This window comes from uncultured Algibacter sp. (assembly GCF_947487605.1).
In the GTDB taxonomy this organism is placed as follows: domain Bacteria; phylum Bacteroidota; class Bacteroidia; order Flavobacteriales; family Flavobacteriaceae; genus Algibacter_D.
The window spans coordinates 47,664-68,948 of sequence record NZ_CANKXK010000004.1 but is presented as its reverse complement, the minus strand read 5'-3'; the positions used below and the strand labels follow the sequence as shown (position 1 = coordinate 68,948).

Here is a 21,285-nt window from a genome sequence, read left to right as displayed (position 1 = left end):
TTACATTGTTTTTAGCAACTCGATTGCCGCATCTGGATTCAAATGAAAATCTGAAAACACCACATTATCATACTTATCTATAAACAAAAACCAAGGTGTGCCTCCTGTTTGATAGTTTTTCATAATATTGGACACAGACTTCCCGTCATCACCAGCATCATGACCAAACGGAATTTTTAATTCGTATTGCTTTTGAGTTTCAAGCATCTTTTCATAAGTATTTTCATGATGCCCTTCAAAAACGGTTTGTACTGCTAGAAATACCACATTATTATTCTCTTCTAAAGCATTTACCATTTTTTTAAGGTCTGGTAATCCTTTACTGTGACACCCTGGGCACCAGCTTTGAAAACAATACACGACTTTAAATTTTTCTTTAAAATTAAAAAGTTTAATACTATCTGTTTTTACACCATTAGCATCTATCCAATCTTTAACTTCAAATTCTGGAGCTTTAAATACATTTTCATGTCCTAACTGATTTGACATATAATTGTCCCTTTCTTTAAATTTAATTTTCATTTAATCTACTTCAATTTATCTGCATGAAGTTTGCGTAGTTTTGCCAATTTTGGTGTGATTACAAAACTACAATACCCCTGTTCTTGATTATTTCTGTAATAATCTTGATGCTCTTTTTCTGCTTCATAAAAAGCATCCAAAGTACTTATTTCGGTTACAATTGGGTTATCATAATACGCAGCAACTTCCTTTACAACAATTTCTGCAATTTCCTTTTGAGTATTATCGTGATAATAAATAACCGAACGGTATTGCGTACCTCTATCGGCACCTTGCCTATTCAAAGTTGTAGGGTCATGGGTTGTCATGAAAATGATTAAAATATCTTCATACGAAATAATATTTACATCAAAAGTTATTTGAATCACTTCAGCATGTCCCGTTAAACCAGAACAAATTTCGCGATATGTTGGATGCCCTGGGGCATTACCTCCAGAGTATCCTGACACTACTTTTTCAACTCCTTTTACCTCTTTAAAAACTGCTTCTGTACACCAAAAGCATCCGCCACCTACTGTAGCTGTTTGTACATTTTTATTATTCATTTTTTTCCTTTCCGTCTTTCAATTCTTTCTCTAATTGCATAGACTCTGAATTAATGCAATATCGTAATCCGCTTGGTTCTGGTCCATCTGGAAACACATGACCTAAATGGGCATCACAAGTATTACACATAACCTCAACGCGCACCATACCAAAAGCGGTATCTCTTTGATACTTAATAGCATTTTCTTTAATTGGTTGTGTAAAACTAGGCCACCCTGTACCAGATTCAAACTTAATAGTAGAATCGAATAAAGGCGTGTTACAGCAAATGCAGTTGTATTTTCCAGCCTCATGAATCCTGCAAAGCGCACCACTATGGGGTCGCTCGGTACCTTTTAATCTTGTGATTCTGAACTGCTCTGGAGTGAGTTGTGCCTTCCAATCTGCTTCAATTTTTTCGACACGTTTGTCTGGGTTTGGGTTTCCTTTTACGGAAAAGTTGATTACTTCTTTCCAAGTTAGCATAATTATGTTTCCTTTCTTTTTTAGTTAATTATAATATGCTTTTCAACCAAATTTTAGTCTAAAAAACAATCAAAAACTTACACATAATAATATCAAAAATATTATTGAAAGCATTCATGAAATTTACGACAAATATTTACGTTTTAAGTGCTATAACTTTATGTTAAATAAAGTTTAGTATTTTTACTAAAATTATTGTTTCTATGAACAATCTTATTGCTGAAGCTGAAAAATTTGCAACCAATCTTTTAAACGAAAAGTTAGATTCTTCTTTTCTCTATCATAATTTAACGCATACCCAACGCGTGGTAGAGAAAGCAAAAGAACTAGCAGAACAAAGTGGATTATCTGATTCTGAAAAAGACATACTTACATTAGCAACATGGTTTCATGACACTGGCTATACAAAAAATATAAAAAATCATGAAGAAGAAAGTGTTGTTATTACTAAGGATTTTTTAAGTTCCCAGAAATTTACTAAAGAAGATATTGATGCCGTTTGTAACTTAATTTTGGCAACTAAAATGGATTATGTTCCTAAAAATAAATTAGAAAAAATTATTAGGGATGCTGATTGTGCTCACATAGGAAGCAAAAGCTATCTAGAGGTTTCTGAGTTACTTAGAAAAGAATGGGAATTAACATGTAATAGAACATTATCTGAAAGTGAATGGTTAGATGAAAACATTCATTTTTTAACTACCAAGCATAGCTTTAATACTACCGAAGCTGCTTTAAATTGGGATAAAAGAAAGGGTAAAAACCTTTCTGAATTATTAAAAATTAAGAAAAAACTAGATACTGATAATAAAAAATTAAAACAGAAAAAAGAGGAGTTGAGTTTTAAAAAGAATAAAATTGAATTACCCGAAAGAGGTATAGAAACCATGTTTAGGGTAACGCTTAAAAACCATATAACTTTAAGTAATATTGCCGATACCAAGGCTAATATTCTACTCTCTGTAAATGCTATAATTGTATCTTTAGTTTTAGCTAATTTAATTCCTAAGTTAGATAATCCATCTAATCAATACCTTATTTACCCAACCATTATTTTTGTTACCGTTACTGTAGCTTCAATTATTTTATCGGTATTAGCAACACGACCAAATGTTACAAGTGGTAAATTTACCAAAGAAGATGTTGCTAACAAAAAAGTGAATTTGTTATTCTTTGGCAATTTTCATAAAATGAGTCTTAAAGATTTTGAATGGGCTATGGGAGAAATGATGCAAGACAAAAACTATCTTTATTCTTCAATGAAAAAAGATTTATACTTTCTAGGATTAGTACTAGATAAAAAATATAAAATTCTCAGGATTACCTATTCTGTTTTTATGATAGGTATTATAGTTAGCGTAATTGCATTTGCCATTGCATTCCAATATCAAACACCTAGGCTTTAATTTCTTTCATTAAATCATCGTAGGTATAAAAGGCTTTATCTTCTTCATTTTTATGATAAAGCACACTAACACGTATTGCTTTTAATCCAGTAACAGCCTGTAAATCTTGTAATTCAACAATTTCAACATCGGTATCTAAATAGTTTTTCGATTGTAAAAATTTTATATACCTTAAATATTCTCTTTCGTCTTGTTTTTGAGAATAAACAATCGTGATTTTACCTTTATCTGTAACTCTTGTGTTAGTCCCTTTTATATAGGCTTTATCTACACGTTTTTTAACAATTTCATATCTGGCATTATACGTTCCGTCTACATCAAATTGTTTTTCATCCATTCTAAAACTAATAGATAATGGTTGATTGAAAACTAAAATCATAGAAGCTACATCTAGTGCAATAGGGAAATTCTTTTGCATTTGATAATAGGAGTTTTCCATTTCACACATAACTTGCAACTGCCATAATCTCAAGTTATAAAGATATATAAGGTTAAAAGAATCTTCTTTAGTAATCGACTCTCCTATATACATATTATGTTCAACTCCGTCGGTTTTAAAACGTTCAAAAAAGTGTGGATACATGGCTTGTGCTTCTACTTGCTTACTATCTAATAACGAAGCCATTTCTTTGTTAATAGTAGCTATGGTATCATCATAATCCTTTCTGTGATGGTAAAGCACATTTATCTTATCATCAATACTTTTAAAATAAGCATCAATATGCTCTTTTAATTCACTTAACTCATAAAGATGATTTAATACTGGTTCTATTTCATCCTTAAAAAAGTTTGAAATGTGTTGTTCGCTATCTACTTGAAAATTCTCACTTAGTCCTTTTAAAAAATCATCAATCTGGTAAGTATACTGCTCATAAATTGGCAACATTTCAATTTCGGATGCTTTCGTAAAAATATTTTTAATAGCATTTAACTGCAATGTTAAATCCAACTTAGTAGCTGTATTTCTAGCTTCAGATGAACCTTTTATATCAATTTGTCCGTATAGTGGATATATGTTTTCGAATGCTATTTTATTAAACGCAGCCTTTTCTCCATTAAACTCTGCTTTAATAAAGTCTTTAGCTTCCTTTTCGAAACGCCAATGTACACTTGGATGAATTGAAGTACATTCTTTTTGAATCACTGCTTCAATCAAGTTTTCTTCTTCTTTCTTAGAGCGTTCAACCGCAGAAAGAATATACGGCATGACATCAATCAATTTATTGGCATTTATACTATTAAGGATATATGGTTTTTCTGAAACCAACTCCATAATACCTAGCAAACCATCATCGTTTGCAATTGGAGCCAAAATAGCACTTTTAATTCCTTGCTCTTTTAACGATTTATATTGTGGCGCTTTACCTTTAGAGAGCTTATAGTATTTATCTACATCGGAAATAGCATAGAATTTTTTATCTTCAAGTATATGACTATAAGATCTTTTACAAAATGACTTTTCTGTAGCATTATCGCTTTTACCGTTAAGTAAAAAACTATTCATTCCAACCCCATAAACACTCTCAAGCGTGTCCTCCTCTTTGTTATATATTGAAAAACCTACTTTTAATTCTTTAATATTAAGTAACGATCTGAATATCTCATGAAACTCTTCCATGAAATTCTCATCTTGACGTTTGTCTTCCCCTATAAGATTAGATTTAATGTTGGAGATTGATTGATCATCTGTAACATCAAAAATATTGGAAATAACAAAACCTTTAAAAATATAGCTGTTTGGCGGAAATTTTTCTTTCCAAATGTCAATATTATCGAAGCTATCTAATAGCAACTCATAATCTTCTCTAGTAATATCTGGAGCATTATCGGTCTTTATAATTTCGGTAAAATCTGCATTATATAAAATCTTATAATAACGTAATATGCCGTTAGCATCTGGAATCTCATAAAAGAATGGACGCTTGAAGTTTAAAGTATAACCATAACAAAAATTTAAAATGATAGTACAAGCTATAATGTACCTATCATCTTCTGGCATGTTTTTAATTTGTAGTTCAAAATCGTCCCCTGCTGTTTGAATGATATTCTTAAACCTTTCAGAAGAATTAAAAATTAAATTATGAAATGGTACAGAAGCCGTTTTAATTTCGTTTTTAGTTAAAACTGGCGCAAAAGAGTCCTGAAGAATTACACTAATTTCTTTTTCTCTTTCTTTTAAAATAGTAAAGTCACTAAAGCCTTCTCTTAACTTTGGATATGGTTTTGCTGTTTTTAAAACACGTTTTGCCTTAGCAGACAAAAATTCATCTTTACTTTTAGCCAATTTTTCATAATGCTCAAGTAACTTATTAAAGCTTACTTTAAGCGTCATTGGCGATTCGATATTATCGTTAATATCCATTATATTATACTGCTTATAGAACAAAGTTACGAATTATTGGTTTAGTCGTTATTTAGAAGACTTGCTAACACAAAAAATGTTACAATAAGAAATGTTAATTTTTAATGTAACTAATAGTAATATTATAAATAAAAAAAGCACCTCAAATTTGAGATGCTTTTCCTTTACAGTGCGGGCGGGGAGACTCGAACTCCCACACCTCGCGGCACTAGATCCTAAGTCTAGCGTGTCTACCAATTCCACCACGCCCGCTAAAGGACTGCAAATATAAACAACATTTTTAAATTGCAAACTTAATAGACCTTAAAAACATTCTTTTTTATACTTTTGAAAGAAACCATATTATCACTTTATGAATAAAGTTAAAACTTATATTGAAACCCACAAAGACCGTTTTTTAAATGAGCTTATCGAACTACTTAAGATTCCATCTATAAGTGCGGATTCAGCTTACGAAAAAGATGTATTAAAAACCGCCAAAGCCATTAAAATTAGCTTAGAAAAAGCAGGTTGCGATACCGTCGAAATATGTGAAACCAATGGATATCCCATTGTTTATGGCGAAAAAACAATAGATACTAATTTACCAACCATATTAGTTTATGGTCATTACGATGTGCAACCACCAGACCCTCTAGATTTATGGCATTCCCCTCCTTTCAAGCCAGTAATTAAAAACACAGAAAAACACCCAGAAGGTGCTATTTTCGCTAGAGGCGCATGTGATGATAAAGGGCAAATGTACATGCATGTGAAAGCTATGGAGTTTATGACTACCACTAACCAACTCCCCTGCAATGTTAAATTCATGATTGAAGGCGAAGAAGAAGTAGGAAGCGCAAATCTAGCAACCTTTGTAAAAAATAATCAAGAAAAATTAAAGAACGATGTTATTTTAATTTCAGATACTGGCATGATTGCTAACGATGTACCATCAATAACAACAGGTTTAAGAGGCTTAAGCTATGTTGAAGTAGAGGTTACTGGACCGAATCGTGATTTACACTCAGGGCTTTACGGCGGTGCTGTAGCCAACCCCATCAATATTCTAACAAAAATGATTGCGTCGTTACATGATGAAAACAATCATATTAACATTCCTGGGTTTTACGATAAGGTTGAAGAACTTTCTTTAGAAGAACGCGCAGAAATGGCAAAAGCACCCTTCTCTTTAGAGGATTATAAAAATGCTTTAGATATTGAGGCTATTTATGGCGAAACAGGCTACACCACCAACGAGCGTAACTCCATTCGCCCCACATTAGATGTTAATGGCATTTGGGGAGGCTACACAGGTGAAGGTGCAAAAACCGTAATTGCAAGTAAAGCCTACGCTAAAATTTCTATGCGTTTGGTGCCACACCAAGATTGGGAAGAAATTACACAGCTATTTAAGGTGCATTTTGAAAATATTGCCCCCAAAGGCGTAAAAATAAAAGTAACGCCACATCATGGCGGACAAGGTTATGTAACGCCAATAGACAGTATTGGTTATCAAGCCGCCAGTAAAGCCTATCAAAACTCATTCGGAAAAACTCCAATCCCACAGCGAAGCGGCGGTAGTATTCCTATAGTATCGCTTTTTGAACAAGAATTAAAAAGCAAAACCATTTTAATGGGCTTTGGTTTAGATAGTGATGCCATACATTCGCCAAACGAGCATTTCGGGGTATGGAATTACCTAAAAGGTATCGAAACCATCCCGTACTTTTATAAATATTTTACTGAGTTATCAAGTTAATTTTTTGGGTGTTACCACAAGGGTCGCGCTTTTATTCATACGCTTTTATTTTAAATTAAAGAATTCATGAACATAAATGTTTCATTATATCTTTTTTTGCCACTTATTAAAGCAAAAAAAGAATGCCATTACAATCGCTAACACAAGTTAGCAGCACCTATGAAAAACCAACATACCAATCAACTCTTATTACTCACATTTGCCACCCTGCTTATTAGTACATCTGGCGCTTTAGGGAGGTTTATCAGCATGCCAACCGAAGTTATCATTTGGTGGCGTTGCGCATTAGGAGCACTCTTTCTATTTATATTCTGTAAATACAAAACATTAAACCTTAAAATTCATTCAAGAAAAGATGCTACCAAAATATTCTTAAGCGCTTTTTTTTTAGGAGCCCATTGGATTACCTATTTCTACGCATTAAAACTATCAAACGTTGCATTAGGTATGCTATCATTATATACATTTCCTGTAATAACCGCTTTATTAGAGCCTTTTTTTACTAAAACAAAACTAAACCCTATTCATATTCTTTTAGCACTAATAGTATTACTAGGTATTTATATTCTAGCCCCAGAATTTAATTTTGAAAGCACACAAGTAAAAGGAATTCTATTTGGTGTGATATCAGCATTATTTTACGCGCTCAGAAATTTAATTCTAAAAAATCAAACTTCAAGATATGATGGCACATCATTAATGATGTATCAAACATTATTCTTAAGTATTATTTTACTTCCTTTCCTATTTATAAAAGGGACTGATAATATTATAACACAGTACCCGTATATTATTTTACTTGCTTTAGTAACCACAGCCATAGGCCATTCACTATTTATTAATAGCTTAAAATATTTTTCGGTAAGTACTGCAAGTATTGTAGGTAGTTCCCAACCTATTTTTGGAATTATAATCGCTTTTATCTTTCTCAACGAAATCCCAAACTTAAACACTATTATTGGTGGGGCTTTAATTATTACAACCGTAGTTGTTGAAAGTGTGCGTTCTAGAAAAGATAATTAATAAAAATGTAACAAATCACCCGCTTTAACGTTCTAATAGTCAACCTGTGCTGAGCGCAGTCGAAGTATCAATCAAAAAACAATCACGTTATGTTAAAGCGCTTTTTCATCATCTGCTCTGGAGCAGACACCGACATTTTAGAAGACTGTTCTATTGGAGAACAAAACAAATATGCAGGTATTGGAGCCACCGTTTTCTTTACTGCTGTTATGGCATTTATTGCGGCTAGTTATGCTCTATTTACTGTTTTCGATAATCTATATTCATCCATTTTTTTCGGACTTATTTGGGGCTTGCTTATTTTTAATCTAGACCGTTATATTGTTTCTACTATTAAAAAGACAGGTAGTGTTATTGATGAATTAATTCAGGCTTCTCCTAGAATTGTATTAGCAGTAATTATAGCCATTGTTATTTCAAAACCTTTAGAACTTAAAATTTTTGAGAAAGAAATTAATCAAGTGCTACTTGAACAAAAAAATGAACTAACACTTGCGAATAAACAGCAAATCGCTGAACAATTTAATCCTAGTTTAGAAGCAGCCAATAATGAAATTATAGCATTAAACAAACAAATTGAGACCAAAGAAGCCGAGGTCAATGCGTTCTACGATGTTTATATTGCTGAAGCAGAAGGAACTGCTGGCACCAAATTACTAGGAAAAGGCCCTGTTTACAAAGAAAAAAGAGAAAAACATGATGCCTTATTGCTCGAACTTGAAGCTTTAAAACAGGAAAACAAGGCTAAAATATTAGCAGCTGAAACCGAAATAGCCAATTTAAAAGGAAATTATGAAACAGAAGTTGTAAATACCCAACCAATTATAAACAGCTTTGACGGTTTGATGGCTCGAGTAAATGCTTTAAGTAAACTTCCTTGGCTACCTTCTTTCTTTATTTTCCTATTATTTTTAGCCATTGAAACATCGCCAATATTTGCAAAATTATTATCCCCAAAGGGCGCATACGACTTTAAACTTGAAGACCAAGAAACTGCCGTAAAAACTCACGTAATGCAGAACAGAAACCAAAGAGAAGCATTACTGCAAACCGATTACGCTATTAATGACCGCGTTTATGGCGATATTAAAAATGAAGAGGACTTATACAATTATAAGCGCAAAAAAGCAAGAGAACTCATGCAACTACAAGCAGATGCTTTTTTTAAGAAACAAAAAAATGCACTTTAGAGATTAAGCAGCTGTTTCAGACTTAAACTTATTATACAAACTTGTAGGACCGCTTCCTATTATTGAAACATTTTTCCTGTTTTTTACAGATTCTTTGTGTAATTCTAATACTGCTTTTATACCATGACGGTCAATATGCTCCAGACCTTCCACATTAACAACAATACTATTTTCTCGTTCAAGAATACTGTAAAATTCGTGCTTAAATAAATGTACGTTCCGTTTATTTAATGCGCCTTTAATTTTTAAAAAGTTTCCGTAACTGGTAATTCTAAGATTCATACAACATAAATTATAAGGTTAAACATTAGACTTAGGGAGTTTAATATTTTGACTATCAGGTAAATATATAAATAAATTCTGTATTTGTAGAATTTTTTCGACAAACGGAAAATCAAAATGGTTATAAAGAATCTTTTTCTTCTATTTAAAGCATTTATAACCCTTTTATATCTAAAGCTTTTTTACTTTTAAATGGTTTAATTAACTCATACTTCATGAAATTTTATATTCTATTGTTTTTTTTATTCTTTCACCTATCTACATATGCGCAAAGCAATTACAAAGAAGATTCCGAAGCTATATTAGCTGTTCTTGAATCTCAACGCATCGCCTGGTCTAATGGTGATATTGAAACGTTTATGGAAGGCTATTGGAAAAATGATTCTCTAAAATTCTATGGTGCTGGAGGTATCACTTACGGTTGGAAAAACACCTTATCCAGATATAAGAAAGGTTACCCCACTAAAGATCATACTGGAAAATTAGATTTTAAGATAAACGCTATTAATCAAATAAATAATAACGCTTACTATGTTATGGGTGAATTCTTTTTAGAACGCCATGTTGGTGATGCCAATGGAATATTTATGATAATATTCAAGAAAATAAATGGTATCTGGAAAATTATTGCAGATACCTCTTGCTAGATTATGGTACCCATTGTTAGAATAGCGACACTAAACGACTTACCAACTTTATTGTCTTTTGAACAAGGCGTTATTGAAGCAGAACGTCCCTTCGACCCTACCATTAAAGCGGGTTGTATTACATACTATGATATTTCTAAATTAATAACAAATGAAAACTCTGAAGTTTTTGTAGCCGAAATTGATGATGAAATTGTTGCATCTGGCTATGCAAAGATTAAACCCGATAGACATTATTTAAAACATGCCGAACAAGGCTATTTAGGCTTCATGTACGTATCAGAAAAACACCGAGGCAAACAACTCAATAAACTTATTATAGATGCCCTTTTACACTGGTGCAAAAACAAGAATGTATTTGAAATTAGGTTAGATGTCTACCAAGATAATCTACCAGCTATTAAGGCTTACGAAAAAACAGGATTTAAAAAACATATGATTAATATGCGCCTAGATATTAAAAATTTAAAATAACTTGAATTAGATATATTAAAACATTGACAGTCGAAATTTTAAATTATTTAACATAGGAACGGTGTCATTCTGAATGAAGAACGAAAAGGAATCTCATAATTTCGGATTTATAATGAGATTTCTCACTCCATTCGAAATATCAATTAGCATCAAAAAAGTTTATAGAAACTATAGTAACTTCAATAAAATTTCAGGGTTTTAATCTTTAACTATATAATCAAAGCTACTTAATCCCTTCTCCAAAAGGATTTTCAATAGATAGCATAGGCTCTGTAAACCATTTTGGACCTTCATCTGTCATATAAATATGATCTTCATGACGAATACCAAATGCATTTGGAACACAAATCATAGGCTCGTTACTAAAACACATCCCCGTCTCTAAAACAGTTGTGTCGTTTCTAACAATATATGGCCATTCGTGTATATCCAAACCAATACCATGTCCTGTACGATGCGGTAATCCTGGTAAGTTATAATCTGGTCCTAAACCATGAGCTTCTAAGGTTTTTCTTGAAGCAATATCTACGGAAGCACAAGTTTCTCCTAGTTGAGCAGCATTAAATGCAGCTTGTTGAGTTTCTTTTTCAATAGTCCAAATACGCTTTTGTAAATCGGTGGCTTCTCCAAATACATAGGTTCTGGTAATATCTGAAATATAGTCATGTAATACGCAACCTGTATCAACAAGAACCACTTCGTCTTCCTCTAAATTCTTTGGCGTTTTTACTCCATGAGGAAACGATGTATCGACTCCAAACAATACAATACAAAAATAAGAGCCCGATGCAACACCATAACGCTTGTGTGCTTCGTGAATAAAATCGGTAACTTCTTTAGCTGAAATACCAACTCTTAAAATTCTAGCGGCAGCTTTTTGCACTTCTAAAGTGATGTTCATAGCATGTTGCATAATGGCTATTTCTGCTTCAGATTTTACCATTCTACAGGCAGCCGTAATAGGTTTCGCATTTACCAATTCAAATGCTGTATTTGCCTTAAAAATACCATCGGTTATAAAAAAAGGAGTTGCTTCATCTATTAGAATAGCACCATCATTCACTTGATGTTTAGCACAGATTTGCGCAAATAATTCATACGGACTTTCATGTTCCTGCCAACAATGTACGTCACCTTCAATTAGCATAAAATCCAATATAGTTCCTTTTTCAAATTCAGGAGCTATATAATGTAAGGTGCCATTTGGAAATAACAAAGCACCTACCATACGCTCACTAGAACTCCATTGTGTTCCTGTAAAATAATACAAATTTGTTCCTGCATGTAAATACATTACTTGTGCATTCTTATCTTGCATTAGTATACAAGCCTTTTTTATACGAGCTTTAAACTCCTCTTTTTGAATAGGATTCACCAAATGTGCTATAGGTTTTATAGCTTTTAACTCTGCTTCTATGGTAGAACCACCTATTCCGACTGTACTCATAAATAATATAATTTTTTAAAACTTCCTATCGGGATGAAAACACGATAAATCTAAAGATGTTTTATTATTTGAAATCACTTCAGCAACCAACTTTCCTGTAGCGGGTCCTAAACTCCACCCCATCATCGCATGTCCTGTGGCTATGGTTAAGTTACTGCATTTTGAAGATTTTCCTATATATGGTAAACCATCTGGCGAACAGGGACGCAAACCACTTTCGGCTTGTTGTTTTTCTTCTTCAGTAATCTCAACTGAATTGTAATATGATTTTGCGGCATTAGCAATTGCATTTACTCTAACAGGATTGATGTCATGATTAACACCTGCTACTTCCATAGTTCCAGCAAAACGTGTAAAACCGTCCATTGGTGTAACCGCTACTTTTGCTTCACATAAAATAGCTGGAATGGTAATATTGGTTTCGCGCTCAACATTAATTCGGTAGCCTTTTCCTGCTTGAATAGGAATTTTTAAGTCTAGTTTTTTCGTCAATAAAGGGCTCCAACTTCCCGCGGCTAAAACCACTTCATCACAAGATAATTCCTGCTTGTTAGTAACTACTTTTGAAATACTATCATTTGATATTTCAATATCTTTTACTTCTTCATTAGAGAAAAACTGAACCCCTTTACTTTTTAAATAGCCTATCATTTCTGGCATAAAATGATTTGGTGTCATATGCGAATCTGAATGATAATACACAGCTCCTTTAAAATTAGTATCTGCTTTAGGCTCCAGTGTTTTAACTTCTTTTTCCGATAAAAGATCTACTTTCAAACCTTCTTTAATACCACGTAAGCCTACTTTCCATTCTTCTTCTCCAACCTTATCTGTTTTATAACACATCAACAGCCCTTTTCTTTCGTAGTGGAAATTAAAATCTCCTGAGTCTTTCATGGCTTCATACAAATCACGACTAAACAGATTGATGTCTTTAATTGGCTTGATAGACTTCTCCACTTTTGATGGTGTAGCCGATTTTTTAAACGCCCAAGTCCACTTTAAAAAATCTAAGTCTAAACTCGGTTTTACGTAAAAGGGGCTTGCCGAGTTAAACATCCATTTGATGCCTTTTGTAATCATACCAGGTGCTGCTAATGAAATGAAATGACTAGGTGTAATATAGCCTGCATTTACATAGGATGCTCCTGATGAAAAGTTTGATTTATCAATTACTGTAACTTGATGCCCTTCTTTTTCAAGGTAGTACGCGGAACATAAACCGATGATACCTCCGCCAATTATAATTATGTTTTTATTCATTTATTATTTCATACTAAAATCCCAAATAGGTGTTGTTCCTAAAAGGTGTTCAACAAAATAATTCCATCGTTTTTTAATAAAATAATTTCTGTGCTTGCCTACATAGCCATGTCGTTGACTTGGAAGAATTAACAAATCAAATTCTTTATCGGCATTAACTAAAGCTTCGGCGAATTTAAAAGTCCCTGAAGGGTTTACATTATCATCCAATCCGCCGTGAACCAATAACAATTTACCTTTTAAATTTTTCGCGTTTGTTATATTTGAAACCTCTTGATAGGTTTCATCTACTGGCCAACCTTGATACATTTCTGGCCACCAAGCTTTTTCCATTCTAAAATCATGGTCTCCAGAACTGGCAACCCCAACTTTATAAAAATCTGGAAAAGCAACCATAGCACGCCCCGTATCAAATCCACCTGCCGAATGTCCAAAAATGCCCACTTTATCAGTATTTATCCAAGCGCATTTCTTGCCTAAATGATTAATGGCCAGTACGTGATCTTCTAAATTATTTCCCATATTTTTATAGGAATGACTTTGGAATTCTTTTGAACGACCCGAAGTTCCTAATCCGTCCATTTGCATCACAATAAATCCTAATTCTGCCAAAGCCTGATTGCTAAACGCTACATGGAAAGATTTTGGGAAACGCTGTGTCTGTGGGCCTGTGTAAGTGGCATCTATGATAGGGTATGATTTTGAAGCATCAAAATTTGTAGGCTTCCAAATTGCACCGTAAATCGTTGTTTTTTTATCTTTTGCAGTTAAACTGAAAATTTCTGGAGCTTTCCATCCTTTTTCTATAACTTCTGATGCATCAGCTTGTGTTAATTGCGTTAAAATTTTGCCTGTTTTTGAGTCTCTTAAAACTGTCTTTGTTGGGATATTTACTGTTGAAAAATTATCTGTAAAATACTTTCCATCTTTTGAAAACGACACCTGATGATGTGCATTTTCAGGAGTCAATAAGGTAACTTTTCCTTTTAAAGAAACTTTATATACTTGTTGATGGTATGGATTATTACCTGTTTCTTTTCCTGATGCTAAAATGTAAAAATCACCGTTAGATTTATCAATAAAACTTACATCATTGATGTAATAATTCCCTTTTGTAAGTGGTGTTATTTCATTCGTTTTTAAATCTAAACTATAAAGCTGTCTCCAACCGCTTCTTTGCGATAGGAAAACAATTTTTTGCTGTTTTTCTAAATAAAACTCTTTGAAATTATCAATACCAATCTTACTTGTTTCCGTAATTAATGTGCGCTCAGTTTGCGTATTTAAATCTACTTGTTTTACATAACCTTTTTGAAACCCACGCTCGAGGTATTTTGCAAATAAAACCCCAGATTCATTAGACCAACTTGTATAAATGGCATTGATATGCGATACCCTTGGCAGATTTGTTTTTACGGCTTTTTTTGTTTCAATATTATAAAACACAGGCTTTTGATGTATTACCGTAGTATCACCTGGTGAGCCTCTGTAATAAGACAATAATTTTGGTTTGTACAGTGAGTCAATGCTATAGTCTAGCAAGTACATTTTTTCAGCATTATGCAAATCAATTATATTGGTTGCCAAGTATTTTGAATCTGGTGACCAATTGACTGCAAAATGTTTGGGGCGCTCTCCATTTTCACCCTCTATTAAATCGAACCATCCATAATAAGTGGCATATTCGTAATTCTTTTTTCCGTCAAAACTTAATTGATGGATTTCATCGGTTTCGGTAGATTTAATGTACAAATTATAATCTTTTGAATAGGCTATCCATTTACCATTTGGTGATGTGCTTTCAAAAGGATTATTTACTAGTTTGTCCTCTTCTTTAAGTTGAAGTTTGTAAGATGCTAAATTTAGAACATACGATTTCCCAAAAGCATAGAAAGACAGGTTTTCTTTGTCTTCATATTCGATGTTTGACAATAAAAATTCCGTTGATTTTATAGTTTTATTGAACGTTTCTTGAAATGCATTTGATAGCTTTTCGTGGTCGAATAATGGCTTAACCTGATGGTCTTTCAAACCAACTGTTTTATAACTTTTCCCTTTTTCAGAATACTCTACAAACCATAAACCTTCTCCATTTTTAAACCAATTGATTTTTGGATTAAGATTAAAAACCGTTTTATTATTGTAGTTATTGTATAAGTAACTTACTGCTCTTTTGTAATCTTTTTGAGTTACACTTTGCGATTGCATTTTTAAAGTTGCAATACATAGTACAAATACTATATAATAAAATTGTTTCATGTGTTTATTTTTAAGAGACCTGTCAGGTTTTAAAAACCTGACAGGTCTAGATGCAAACTAAATAACTTGGAACCCATGAGCATAAGGGTCATCTTTATCATCAATAATAATGGTATTATAACCAAATACTTTTGCCCAACCTTGAATACTAGGTATAATAGCAGGTTTACCATCTAAGGTCGTTTCTTCAACCACACGCCCAATAAACTTACTTCCTATAAAACTTTCATGAATAAATTCATCACCTTTTTTCAATGTCCCTTTGGCATAACGTTGCGCCATAACCGCAGATGTTCCTGTTCCGCAAGGACTTCTGTCAATTGCTTTATCTCCATAAAACACAGCATTTCTTCTTGTAGAAGTTGGGTCTAGCGGTTCTCCAGTCCATAGTATATGCGATACATCCCTGATGGTTTCATTTTCTGGGTGCACAAACTTATTTGGATATTTCTGGTTGATTTTATCCCTTAATACTTGTGAATATTGTATCAGTTTACTCGCTGTAAAATCTTGAACTCCCGAAAAATTTTCTTGAGGATCTATAATAGCGTAATAGTTTCCACCATAGGAGACATCAAAAGTTAACTCCCCTAATTCAGGACAATCTATAGTTAAATTTTCAGCAGCTAAATAACTTTTTACATTAGTGAGTCTTACCCAATCTACTTTATTGGCTGTTTGTTGGTATTCAATTTCTACCAAACCTGCTGGAGCTTCCATTTTTATTTTACCAGGTGTTTTTGGGGTTATCAAACCTTCTTCAATAGCTATGGTTATTGTACCAATAGTACCATGTCCACACATAGGTAAACAACCCGAAGTTTCAATAAATAAAATGGCAAAATCATTTTCTGGATCATGAGGTGGGTATAGCATACTGCCACTCATCATATCATGTCCGCGAGGTTCAAACATTAAGCCTTTGCGAATCCAATCATATTCTTTTAAAAAATGTTGACGCTTTTCACTCATGGTAGCCCCAACCAAATCGGGCTTTCCTTCTTTAATCACCCGTACTGGGTTACCACAGGTGTGCGCATCTATACAAACAAATGTGTCTCTACTCATTCTTTATCTTGTCAATATATGTGTTTATTCTTTTTTCTAATATGGATAAGGTTACGGTGCCTTGTTCCAAAATAATTTCGTGAAACTCGCGAATATCAAATTTTGGACCTAATGCCTTTTTTGCCTTTTCTCTTAACTCTCTAATTTTGAGCTCTCCTATTTTATAGGATAGTGCTTGCCCTGGCCATGAAATATAACGGTCTGTTTCTGTGTTCACCTCAAGCATTGACAAGGCTGTATTTGATGCCATATAATCTATTACTTGTTGTCGTGTCCATCCTTTAGCATGAATACCTGTATCGACCACCAAACGGCAGGCACGCCACATTTCGTAAGTGAGCTTACCAAATTTCTCATACGGTGTTTTGTATAAGTCCATTTCGTCAGCTAGAAATTCAGAGTACAACCCCCAACCTTCACCATAAGCAGATAAATATAAGTCTTTTCTAAACTGAGGAATACTATCGCCTAATTCATTATTTAAACTCATTTGTAAATGATGCCCTGGTACCGCTTCGTGGGCTGTAAGTGCTGGCAAGGTATATAAAGGTCTGCTTGGTAAATCGTAGGTGTTTACCCAATAATACCCAGGTTCTGTACTGTTTTTTGAAGTACCTATATAACGTCCGCCTGTATATTTTGGTGCAATGGCATCAGGTACTGGTGCTACGCCATAAGCCTTTCTAGGCAAGGTTTTAAAGAATTTTGGTAGCTGCGCATCTAATCTTTTAGCCATATCGCGAGCATTCATCAATAACTCCTTAGGTGTTTTGGCATAAAATTGCGCATCTGTTCTTAGAAATTGTAAAAAATCTGCAAAGCTTCCTTTAAAATTTAATCCATCTATAATGGTTTGCATTTCTGCTTTTATACGAGCCACTTCTGTTAATCCTATTTGATGAATATCATCGGCTGTATAGGTAGTACTTGTGGTGTAAAAATTGATTCTGTTTTGATAAAAATCATTTCCGTTAGGCAAATTTAAAGCCCCAATGGAGGTTCTTGTTTTTGGCAAATATTCTGTTTCAAAAAATGATTTTATCTTTTTAAATTGTGGTGTAACAACTGTTTCAATAGCTTTTTTAGCTACTGTTAACACGGAATCTTTTTGTGCTTTAGTTAAATTTTCGGGTAGGTTTTTAAATGGCGAATAATAAAAACTATCCTCATAGTTTTCAACAATATGATCGTTATACGAAGACTCATAGCCATTAAAGATAACTCGTGATTGCGATACACCTTTTCCCAAGCCTTCACGCAAATTTGCAAGGTGTTGATTTACAAATTCTGGGATGGCATTTAATTGATTTAAATAGGTTTTTACCTGTTTGTAACTGGTTAATGGCTTAACATTATACGTTAAATTGGTATGAAAACCAGCATCAGAAAGTAACGGGTTTAAATAACACTCAAAAGTGTTATAGTCTATTTTATCTTGAAGGATAAACTTTAAAAGGTCTAATGAAATATGTTCGGTTTCACTTAAATCAGAAGCCTCAATTTCAGACAGTTCGTCTAATTTTGATTGTGCATATTCTGCTTCTGCTTGGTAATGTGCTTTTGTAAAAAGACCTAAAGGATATACGTTTTCATCATACCCCTTATGGTCTTGATAGCTATTAATCAAACTTTGTAACCTTTCCGAATTTGTATTTACTTTTTTTTTATTGCAACTGTATGTAACGCTTAACACCAAAATGAACACACAACATTTTATATAATTCATAGTAAATACTAATTTTAGGGGTTCTCTTATATTTTTATCGTTTTAAAGCTTCTGGTAGCAATTCTTTAGGGAACGATTGGTAACTTACTGGACGTACCCATCGTTTTATAGAATTGGTTCCTACTGCTGTAAATCTAGAATCTGTTGATGCTGGATAAGGCCCTCCATGTTGCATAGATGGACACACCTCAACACCTGTAGGCACACCGTTAAAAATGATTCTTCCTACGCGATTTTCAAGTGCATCTATCACCTCATGCAGATTTGCATAATCTTCTTTTTCTGCAATAATGGTTCCTGTTAATTGCCCTTCTAATCCGTTGATGATTTGGATTAATTCATCCTCATCTTTAGCTCTTACTACCAAAGAAAATGGCCCAAAAACCTCTTGATGTAATTTAGGATTCGCCAAAAAGTCTTCTCCAGAAACACTCGTGATTTGCGATTCTGCATAATTAGCCTCAATAGTACCCTCTATTTTCCCAACAACTTCTGCTCCTGCTTGAGACGATACACTATTACCGTTTTCTACAAATCCTCTTTTTATGTTAGGATGCAACATACATTGTGGATTAATAGCGATTGTTTTTTCTGCTAAATCTTTAATAAACTGTTGAGTATTATCACCCTCAACCGTAAGGATTAAACCTGGTTTTGTACAAAATTGTCCAGCTCCTAAAGTAATAGAACCTGCATAGGTTGTTGCTATGGCTTCAGACCTATTTTCTATCGCTTTAGATGTAATAACAACTGGGTTAATACTTCCCATTTCTGCAAAAACCGGGATTGGTTCTTCGCGTTTTGCGGCTACATCGAATAATGCTCTACCTCCAGTGATGCTTCCTGTAAAACCAACTGCTTTTACTTTAGGATGTTTTACTAAAGCGGTACCAACAGTTCTTCCGCTACCTGTAATATTTGAAAACACGCCGTTTGGCATACCTGTTTTTTCAGCAGCTTTAATAATAGCTGAAGCTACCAATTCTGCCGTACCAGAATGCATTGCGTGTGCTTTAACTATAACTGGACACCCTGCTGCTAATGCACTGGCTGTATCGCCACCTGCGGTTGAAAATGCCAAAGGAAAATTACTTGCTGCAAAAACAACTACGGGCCCTAAAGGAATTAAAGTACGTCTTAAATCGTCTTTTGGAAGTGGTGTTCTATCTGGCATAGCTTCATCAAAGGTATTCTCTCTCCAATCATCGTTAGCTACTAAGTCTGCAAAAGAACGTAATTGAAACACCGTTCTTCCACGCTCACCAATGGCTCTTCCTTCAGGCAATCCAGATTCTGTAGTATATTCATCAATTAATTCTTGATCTAGAGCTAGAATTTCATCAGCAATCGCATTTAAAAACGCAGCTCTTTTTTCTCCTGATGTTTTTCTAAACACTTTAAAAGCAGACCATGCTAACTGAACCGCTTCATCAATCTCTTCAGCTGTGGCTTCATGAAACGCTGTTGGATTCTCAATATTGAGTTTTGGGTCGATGGTTTTGTGCGTTATATTACCACTTGCTTTAAGTGTGTTTCCTATATAATTTTTTCCTGTTATCATCTTTATTTATTTTTTAATGCTTTTTTTCAAATTTACTTATTTGTAAGCTACTTTTTTGATAATAGATATTTTTGCAATAATACCTTGAAATGAAAACCCTTTTCTCATAAAATCTCTAGAATTATGATAAACGTGTTTTAATATCTTCATTATGCCTTCTGCAAAAACGAAGCTTTCTCATTTTTGAATATTTGAAAGGATTAACTTAGTAAATCCAGAACTTCAAGTCTTTCTTTCGCCAGAATATATCTTGCACGGACATCATCAATTTGCTGTTGAGTTAATTTCTTACCAAAGGTACGCAACCCACCAGCAACATCATTATGATGAATTCCCATTGCAAGCTTAAGATATTCCATAAGCAATGGTTTAGCATCCAGATACGATAAGGAATTTAAAGCCTGAGAAATTTTGTTTGCCTCAGCCCATTCTCCATTTAAAACATACTCCTGCATAGTAACGCTTGCTTTTGGGAAGATAGTACCTACACCTGTAATTCCACCACATGCTCCAGCGAGTCCTGCATGTACAGTGACTGTATCTACTCCTGCCAAAACCTTTAAATCTTTGTTCTCTAACATGAGAGTTTCAATAATTGAAACATCTATAGTCGATATTTTAAGAGCAGTTACTTTAGGAAGAACAGAAAGTCTTAGAAGAAGGTCCGTTGAGAGCGCATGATAACCAGCTGCATCAGGGTTGTTATAAGGCATAATTGTTACGCCTACATCATTTGCAGTTGCTTCAGAAAGAGCATAGTACTCATACATTTCTTTTTCACAAGGAACCGCCTTAGTTTTTGGAGGCATTACCATGACTGTATCAACTCCAACTTTTGCAAGTCCTTCAACGATTTCGGCAAGTTCTTCCTTAGTTTCTGCTGCAGCTCCGCTGATTAACGGAACATTGTATTCTTTAGCAACCTCAGAAAGAGATTTAAGTAAAGAAAGACGCTGTTTGGTGCTTAGGTAGCTATTCTCACCCAGAGTACCAGAACCAACAAGTCCGCTCATTCTGCTTCCGCCCTTTCCTTGAACTTTTAAAATACCTGCGGCCTGTTTTTGTGTTGCATCAAGGTCAATTTCAAGAACGCCAGATTTTGACTCTTTCAGCCATGTAAACACTGCTGGCATTACACCATCCCAATTGAATTTCATTTTATATGATTTTTTTATTGATACAAAATTATATGGAAATTATATTTATTAAGAATAGTTGATTATCCACAAACGATACTATACAATCCAAATAATTACAATTATTAATTTTACTGAATAATATTTACATGGTTTTGTTGACTAGC

At 33.7% G+C, this 21,285-nt stretch carries 18 protein-coding genes and 1 tRNA gene; 6 read left to right on the top strand and 13 right to left on the bottom strand.

Going from position 1 to position 21,285, the window contains the following annotated elements; translation table 11 throughout:
- From Q0739_RS05790 to msrB, 3 genes are read right to left on the bottom strand one after another with little or no spacing between them, the layout of a single operon-like run.
- Entirely contained in the window at positions 1-522 is a 522-nt protein-coding gene (locus Q0739_RS05790) for a redoxin domain-containing protein (RefSeq protein ID WP_298237763.1), read from the bottom strand.
- Positions 523-527: 5 nt separating this feature from the next.
- Positions 528-1,067, bottom strand: a complete 540-nt coding sequence (gene msrA / locus Q0739_RS05785; RefSeq protein WP_298237762.1) for a peptide-methionine (S)-S-oxide reductase MsrA — start codon at positions 1,065-1,067, stop codon at positions 528-530.
- Entirely contained in the window at positions 1,060-1,533 is a 474-nt protein-coding gene (msrB, locus tag Q0739_RS05780) for a peptide-methionine (R)-S-oxide reductase MsrB (RefSeq protein WP_298237761.1), read from the bottom strand. Before msrB ends, msrA begins: the two co-directional genes overlap by 8 nt.
- 203 nt (positions 1,534-1,736) lie before the next feature.
- Between msrB and Q0739_RS05775 the strand changes: the two genes are divergently transcribed.
- On the top strand, positions 1,737-2,939 hold the full coding sequence (locus Q0739_RS05775) for a Pycsar system effector family protein (RefSeq protein ID WP_298237760.1): 1,203 nt from the start codon (positions 1,737-1,739) through the stop codon (positions 2,937-2,939).
- Here the strand turns inward: Q0739_RS05775 and Q0739_RS05770 are convergent.
- Both Q0739_RS05770 and Q0739_RS05765 read right to left on the bottom strand, forming a co-directional pair.
- Positions 2,929-5,301 (bottom strand): GAF domain-containing protein, encoded by a 2,373-nt coding sequence (locus Q0739_RS05770; RefSeq protein WP_298237759.1) that lies wholly within the window; start codon positions 5,299-5,301, stop codon positions 2,929-2,931. The genes Q0739_RS05775 and Q0739_RS05770 overlap by 11 nt on opposite strands.
- 170 nt (positions 5,302-5,471) lie before the next feature.
- A tRNA-Leu gene (locus Q0739_RS05765) sits at positions 5,472-5,553 on the bottom strand.
- A 100-nt stretch (positions 5,554-5,653) separates the two neighbouring features.
- Here Q0739_RS05765 and Q0739_RS05760 point away from each other — a divergent pair.
- The 3 genes from Q0739_RS05760 (at position 5,654) to Q0739_RS05750 (ending at position 9,255) form a co-directional block, all read left to right on the top strand.
- Complete coding sequence (locus Q0739_RS05760) at positions 5,654-7,042, top strand: dipeptidase (protein ID WP_298237758.1); 1,389 nt, start codon at positions 5,654-5,656, stop codon at positions 7,040-7,042.
- A gap of 159 nt (positions 7,043-7,201) precedes the next feature.
- Positions 7,202-8,065 (top strand): DMT family transporter, encoded by an 864-nt coding sequence (locus Q0739_RS05755; protein WP_298237757.1) that lies wholly within the window; start codon positions 7,202-7,204, stop codon positions 8,063-8,065.
- Between the two features lie 89 nt (positions 8,066-8,154).
- Positions 8,155-9,255 (top strand): DUF4407 domain-containing protein, encoded by a 1,101-nt coding sequence (locus Q0739_RS05750; protein WP_298237756.1) that lies wholly within the window; start codon positions 8,155-8,157, stop codon positions 9,253-9,255.
- Positions 9,256-9,258: 3 nt separating this feature from the next.
- Here the strand turns inward: Q0739_RS05750 and Q0739_RS05745 are convergent, their stop codons facing one another.
- Entirely contained in the window at positions 9,259-9,537 is a 279-nt protein-coding gene (locus Q0739_RS05745; protein ID WP_298237755.1) for an STAS domain-containing protein, read from the bottom strand.
- Positions 9,538-9,752: 215 nt separating this feature from the next.
- Here Q0739_RS05745 and Q0739_RS05740 point away from each other — a divergent pair, with 215 nt between their 5' ends.
- Together Q0739_RS05740 and Q0739_RS05735 are read left to right on the top strand one after the other, a co-directional pair.
- On the top strand, positions 9,753-10,184 hold the full coding sequence (locus tag Q0739_RS05740; RefSeq protein WP_298237754.1) for a DUF4440 domain-containing protein: 432 nt from the start codon (positions 9,753-9,755) through the stop codon (positions 10,182-10,184).
- 3 nt (positions 10,185-10,187) lie between these two features.
- Entirely contained in the window at positions 10,188-10,658 is a 471-nt protein-coding gene (locus Q0739_RS05735) for a GNAT family N-acetyltransferase (RefSeq protein WP_298237753.1), read from the top strand.
- A gap of 223 nt (positions 10,659-10,881) precedes the next feature.
- On the opposite strand, the gene Q0739_RS05730 is transcribed toward Q0739_RS05735, so the two are convergent.
- The 7 genes from Q0739_RS05730 to Q0739_RS05700 all read right to left on the bottom strand — a co-directional run bounded on the left by Q0739_RS05730 (position 10,882) and on the right by Q0739_RS05700 (position 21,115).
- A complete protein-coding gene (locus tag Q0739_RS05730; protein ID WP_298237752.1) occupies positions 10,882-12,105 on the bottom strand; it encodes a Xaa-Pro peptidase family protein in 1,224 nt (407 codons plus the stop codon).
- 15 nt (positions 12,106-12,120) lie between these two features.
- Complete coding sequence (locus tag Q0739_RS05725) at positions 12,121-13,368, bottom strand: FAD-dependent oxidoreductase (protein WP_298237751.1); 1,248 nt, start codon at positions 13,366-13,368, stop codon at positions 12,121-12,123.
- Between the two features lie 3 nt (positions 13,369-13,371).
- On the bottom strand, positions 13,372-15,627 hold the full coding sequence (locus Q0739_RS05720) for a prolyl oligopeptidase family serine peptidase (RefSeq protein WP_298237750.1): 2,256 nt from the start codon (positions 15,625-15,627) through the stop codon (positions 13,372-13,374).
- Positions 15,628-15,684: 57 nt separating this feature from the next.
- Positions 15,685-16,695 carry a 4-hydroxyproline epimerase gene (locus Q0739_RS05715; RefSeq protein WP_298237749.1) on the bottom strand — a complete coding sequence of 337 codons (1,011 nt, stop codon included), beginning with the start codon at positions 16,693-16,695 and terminating at the stop codon, positions 15,685-15,687.
- Positions 16,688-18,421 carry a DUF885 family protein gene (locus tag Q0739_RS05710; RefSeq protein WP_298237748.1) on the bottom strand — a complete coding sequence of 578 codons (1,734 nt, stop codon included), beginning with the start codon at positions 18,419-18,421 and terminating at the stop codon, positions 16,688-16,690. Before Q0739_RS05710 ends, Q0739_RS05715 begins: the two co-directional genes overlap by 8 nt.
- A 34-nt stretch (positions 18,422-18,455) precedes the next feature.
- Positions 18,456-19,982 carry an aldehyde dehydrogenase (NADP(+)) gene (locus Q0739_RS05705; RefSeq protein WP_298237747.1) on the bottom strand — a complete coding sequence of 509 codons (1,527 nt, stop codon included), beginning with the start codon at positions 19,980-19,982 and terminating at the stop codon, positions 18,456-18,458.
- A 200-nt stretch (positions 19,983-20,182) separates the two neighbouring features.
- Positions 20,183-21,115 carry a dihydrodipicolinate synthase family protein gene (locus tag Q0739_RS05700; RefSeq protein ID WP_366140777.1) on the bottom strand — a complete coding sequence of 311 codons (933 nt, stop codon included), beginning with the start codon at positions 21,113-21,115 and terminating at the stop codon, positions 20,183-20,185.
- Positions 21,116-21,285 lie beyond the last annotated feature (170 nt).

Coding starts and splice junctions, on each gene's coding strand:
- Q0739_RS05790 (WP_298237763.1), bottom strand. CDS start 522: ATGAAAATTAAATTTAAAGAAAGGGACAATTATATGTCAAATCAGTTA.
- msrA (WP_298237762.1), bottom strand. CDS start 1,067: ATGAATAATAAAAATGTACAAACAGCTACAGTAGGTGGCGGATGCTTT.
- msrB (WP_298237761.1), bottom strand. CDS start 1,533: ATGCTAACTTGGAAAGAAGTAATCAACTTTTCCGTAAAAGGAAACCCA.
- Q0739_RS05775 (WP_298237760.1), top strand. CDS start 1,737: ATGAACAATCTTATTGCTGAAGCTGAAAAATTTGCAACCAATCTTTTA.
- Q0739_RS05770 (WP_298237759.1), bottom strand. CDS start 5,301: ATGGATATTAACGATAATATCGAATCGCCAATGACGCTTAAAGTAAGC.
- Q0739_RS05760 (WP_298237758.1), top strand. CDS start 5,654: ATGAATAAAGTTAAAACTTATATTGAAACCCACAAAGACCGTTTTTTA.
- Q0739_RS05755 (WP_298237757.1), top strand. CDS start 7,202: ATGAAAAACCAACATACCAATCAACTCTTATTACTCACATTTGCCACC.
- Q0739_RS05750 (WP_298237756.1), top strand. CDS start 8,155: ATGTTAAAGCGCTTTTTCATCATCTGCTCTGGAGCAGACACCGACATT.
- Q0739_RS05745 (WP_298237755.1), bottom strand. CDS start 9,537: ATGAATCTTAGAATTACCAGTTACGGAAACTTTTTAAAAATTAAAGGC.
- Q0739_RS05740 (WP_298237754.1), top strand. CDS start 9,753: ATGAAATTTTATATTCTATTGTTTTTTTTATTCTTTCACCTATCTACA.
- Q0739_RS05735 (WP_298237753.1), top strand. CDS start 10,188: ATGGTACCCATTGTTAGAATAGCGACACTAAACGACTTACCAACTTTA.
- Q0739_RS05730 (WP_298237752.1), bottom strand. CDS start 12,105: ATGAGTACAGTCGGAATAGGTGGTTCTACCATAGAAGCAGAGTTAAAA.
- Q0739_RS05725 (WP_298237751.1), bottom strand. CDS start 13,368: ATGAATAAAAACATAATTATAATTGGCGGAGGTATCATCGGTTTATGT.
- Q0739_RS05720 (WP_298237750.1), bottom strand. CDS start 15,627: ATGAAACAATTTTATTATATAGTATTTGTACTATGTATTGCAACTTTA.
- Q0739_RS05715 (WP_298237749.1), bottom strand. CDS start 16,695: ATGAGTAGAGACACATTTGTTTGTATAGATGCGCACACCTGTGGTAAC.
- Q0739_RS05710 (WP_298237748.1), bottom strand. CDS start 18,421: ATGAATTATATAAAATGTTGTGTGTTCATTTTGGTGTTAAGCGTTACA.
- Q0739_RS05705 (WP_298237747.1), bottom strand. CDS start 19,982: ATGATAACAGGAAAAAATTATATAGGAAACACACTTAAAGCAAGTGGT.
- Q0739_RS05700 (WP_366140777.1), bottom strand. CDS start 21,115: ATGCCAGCAGTGTTTACATGGCTGAAAGAGTCAAAATCTGGCGTTCTT.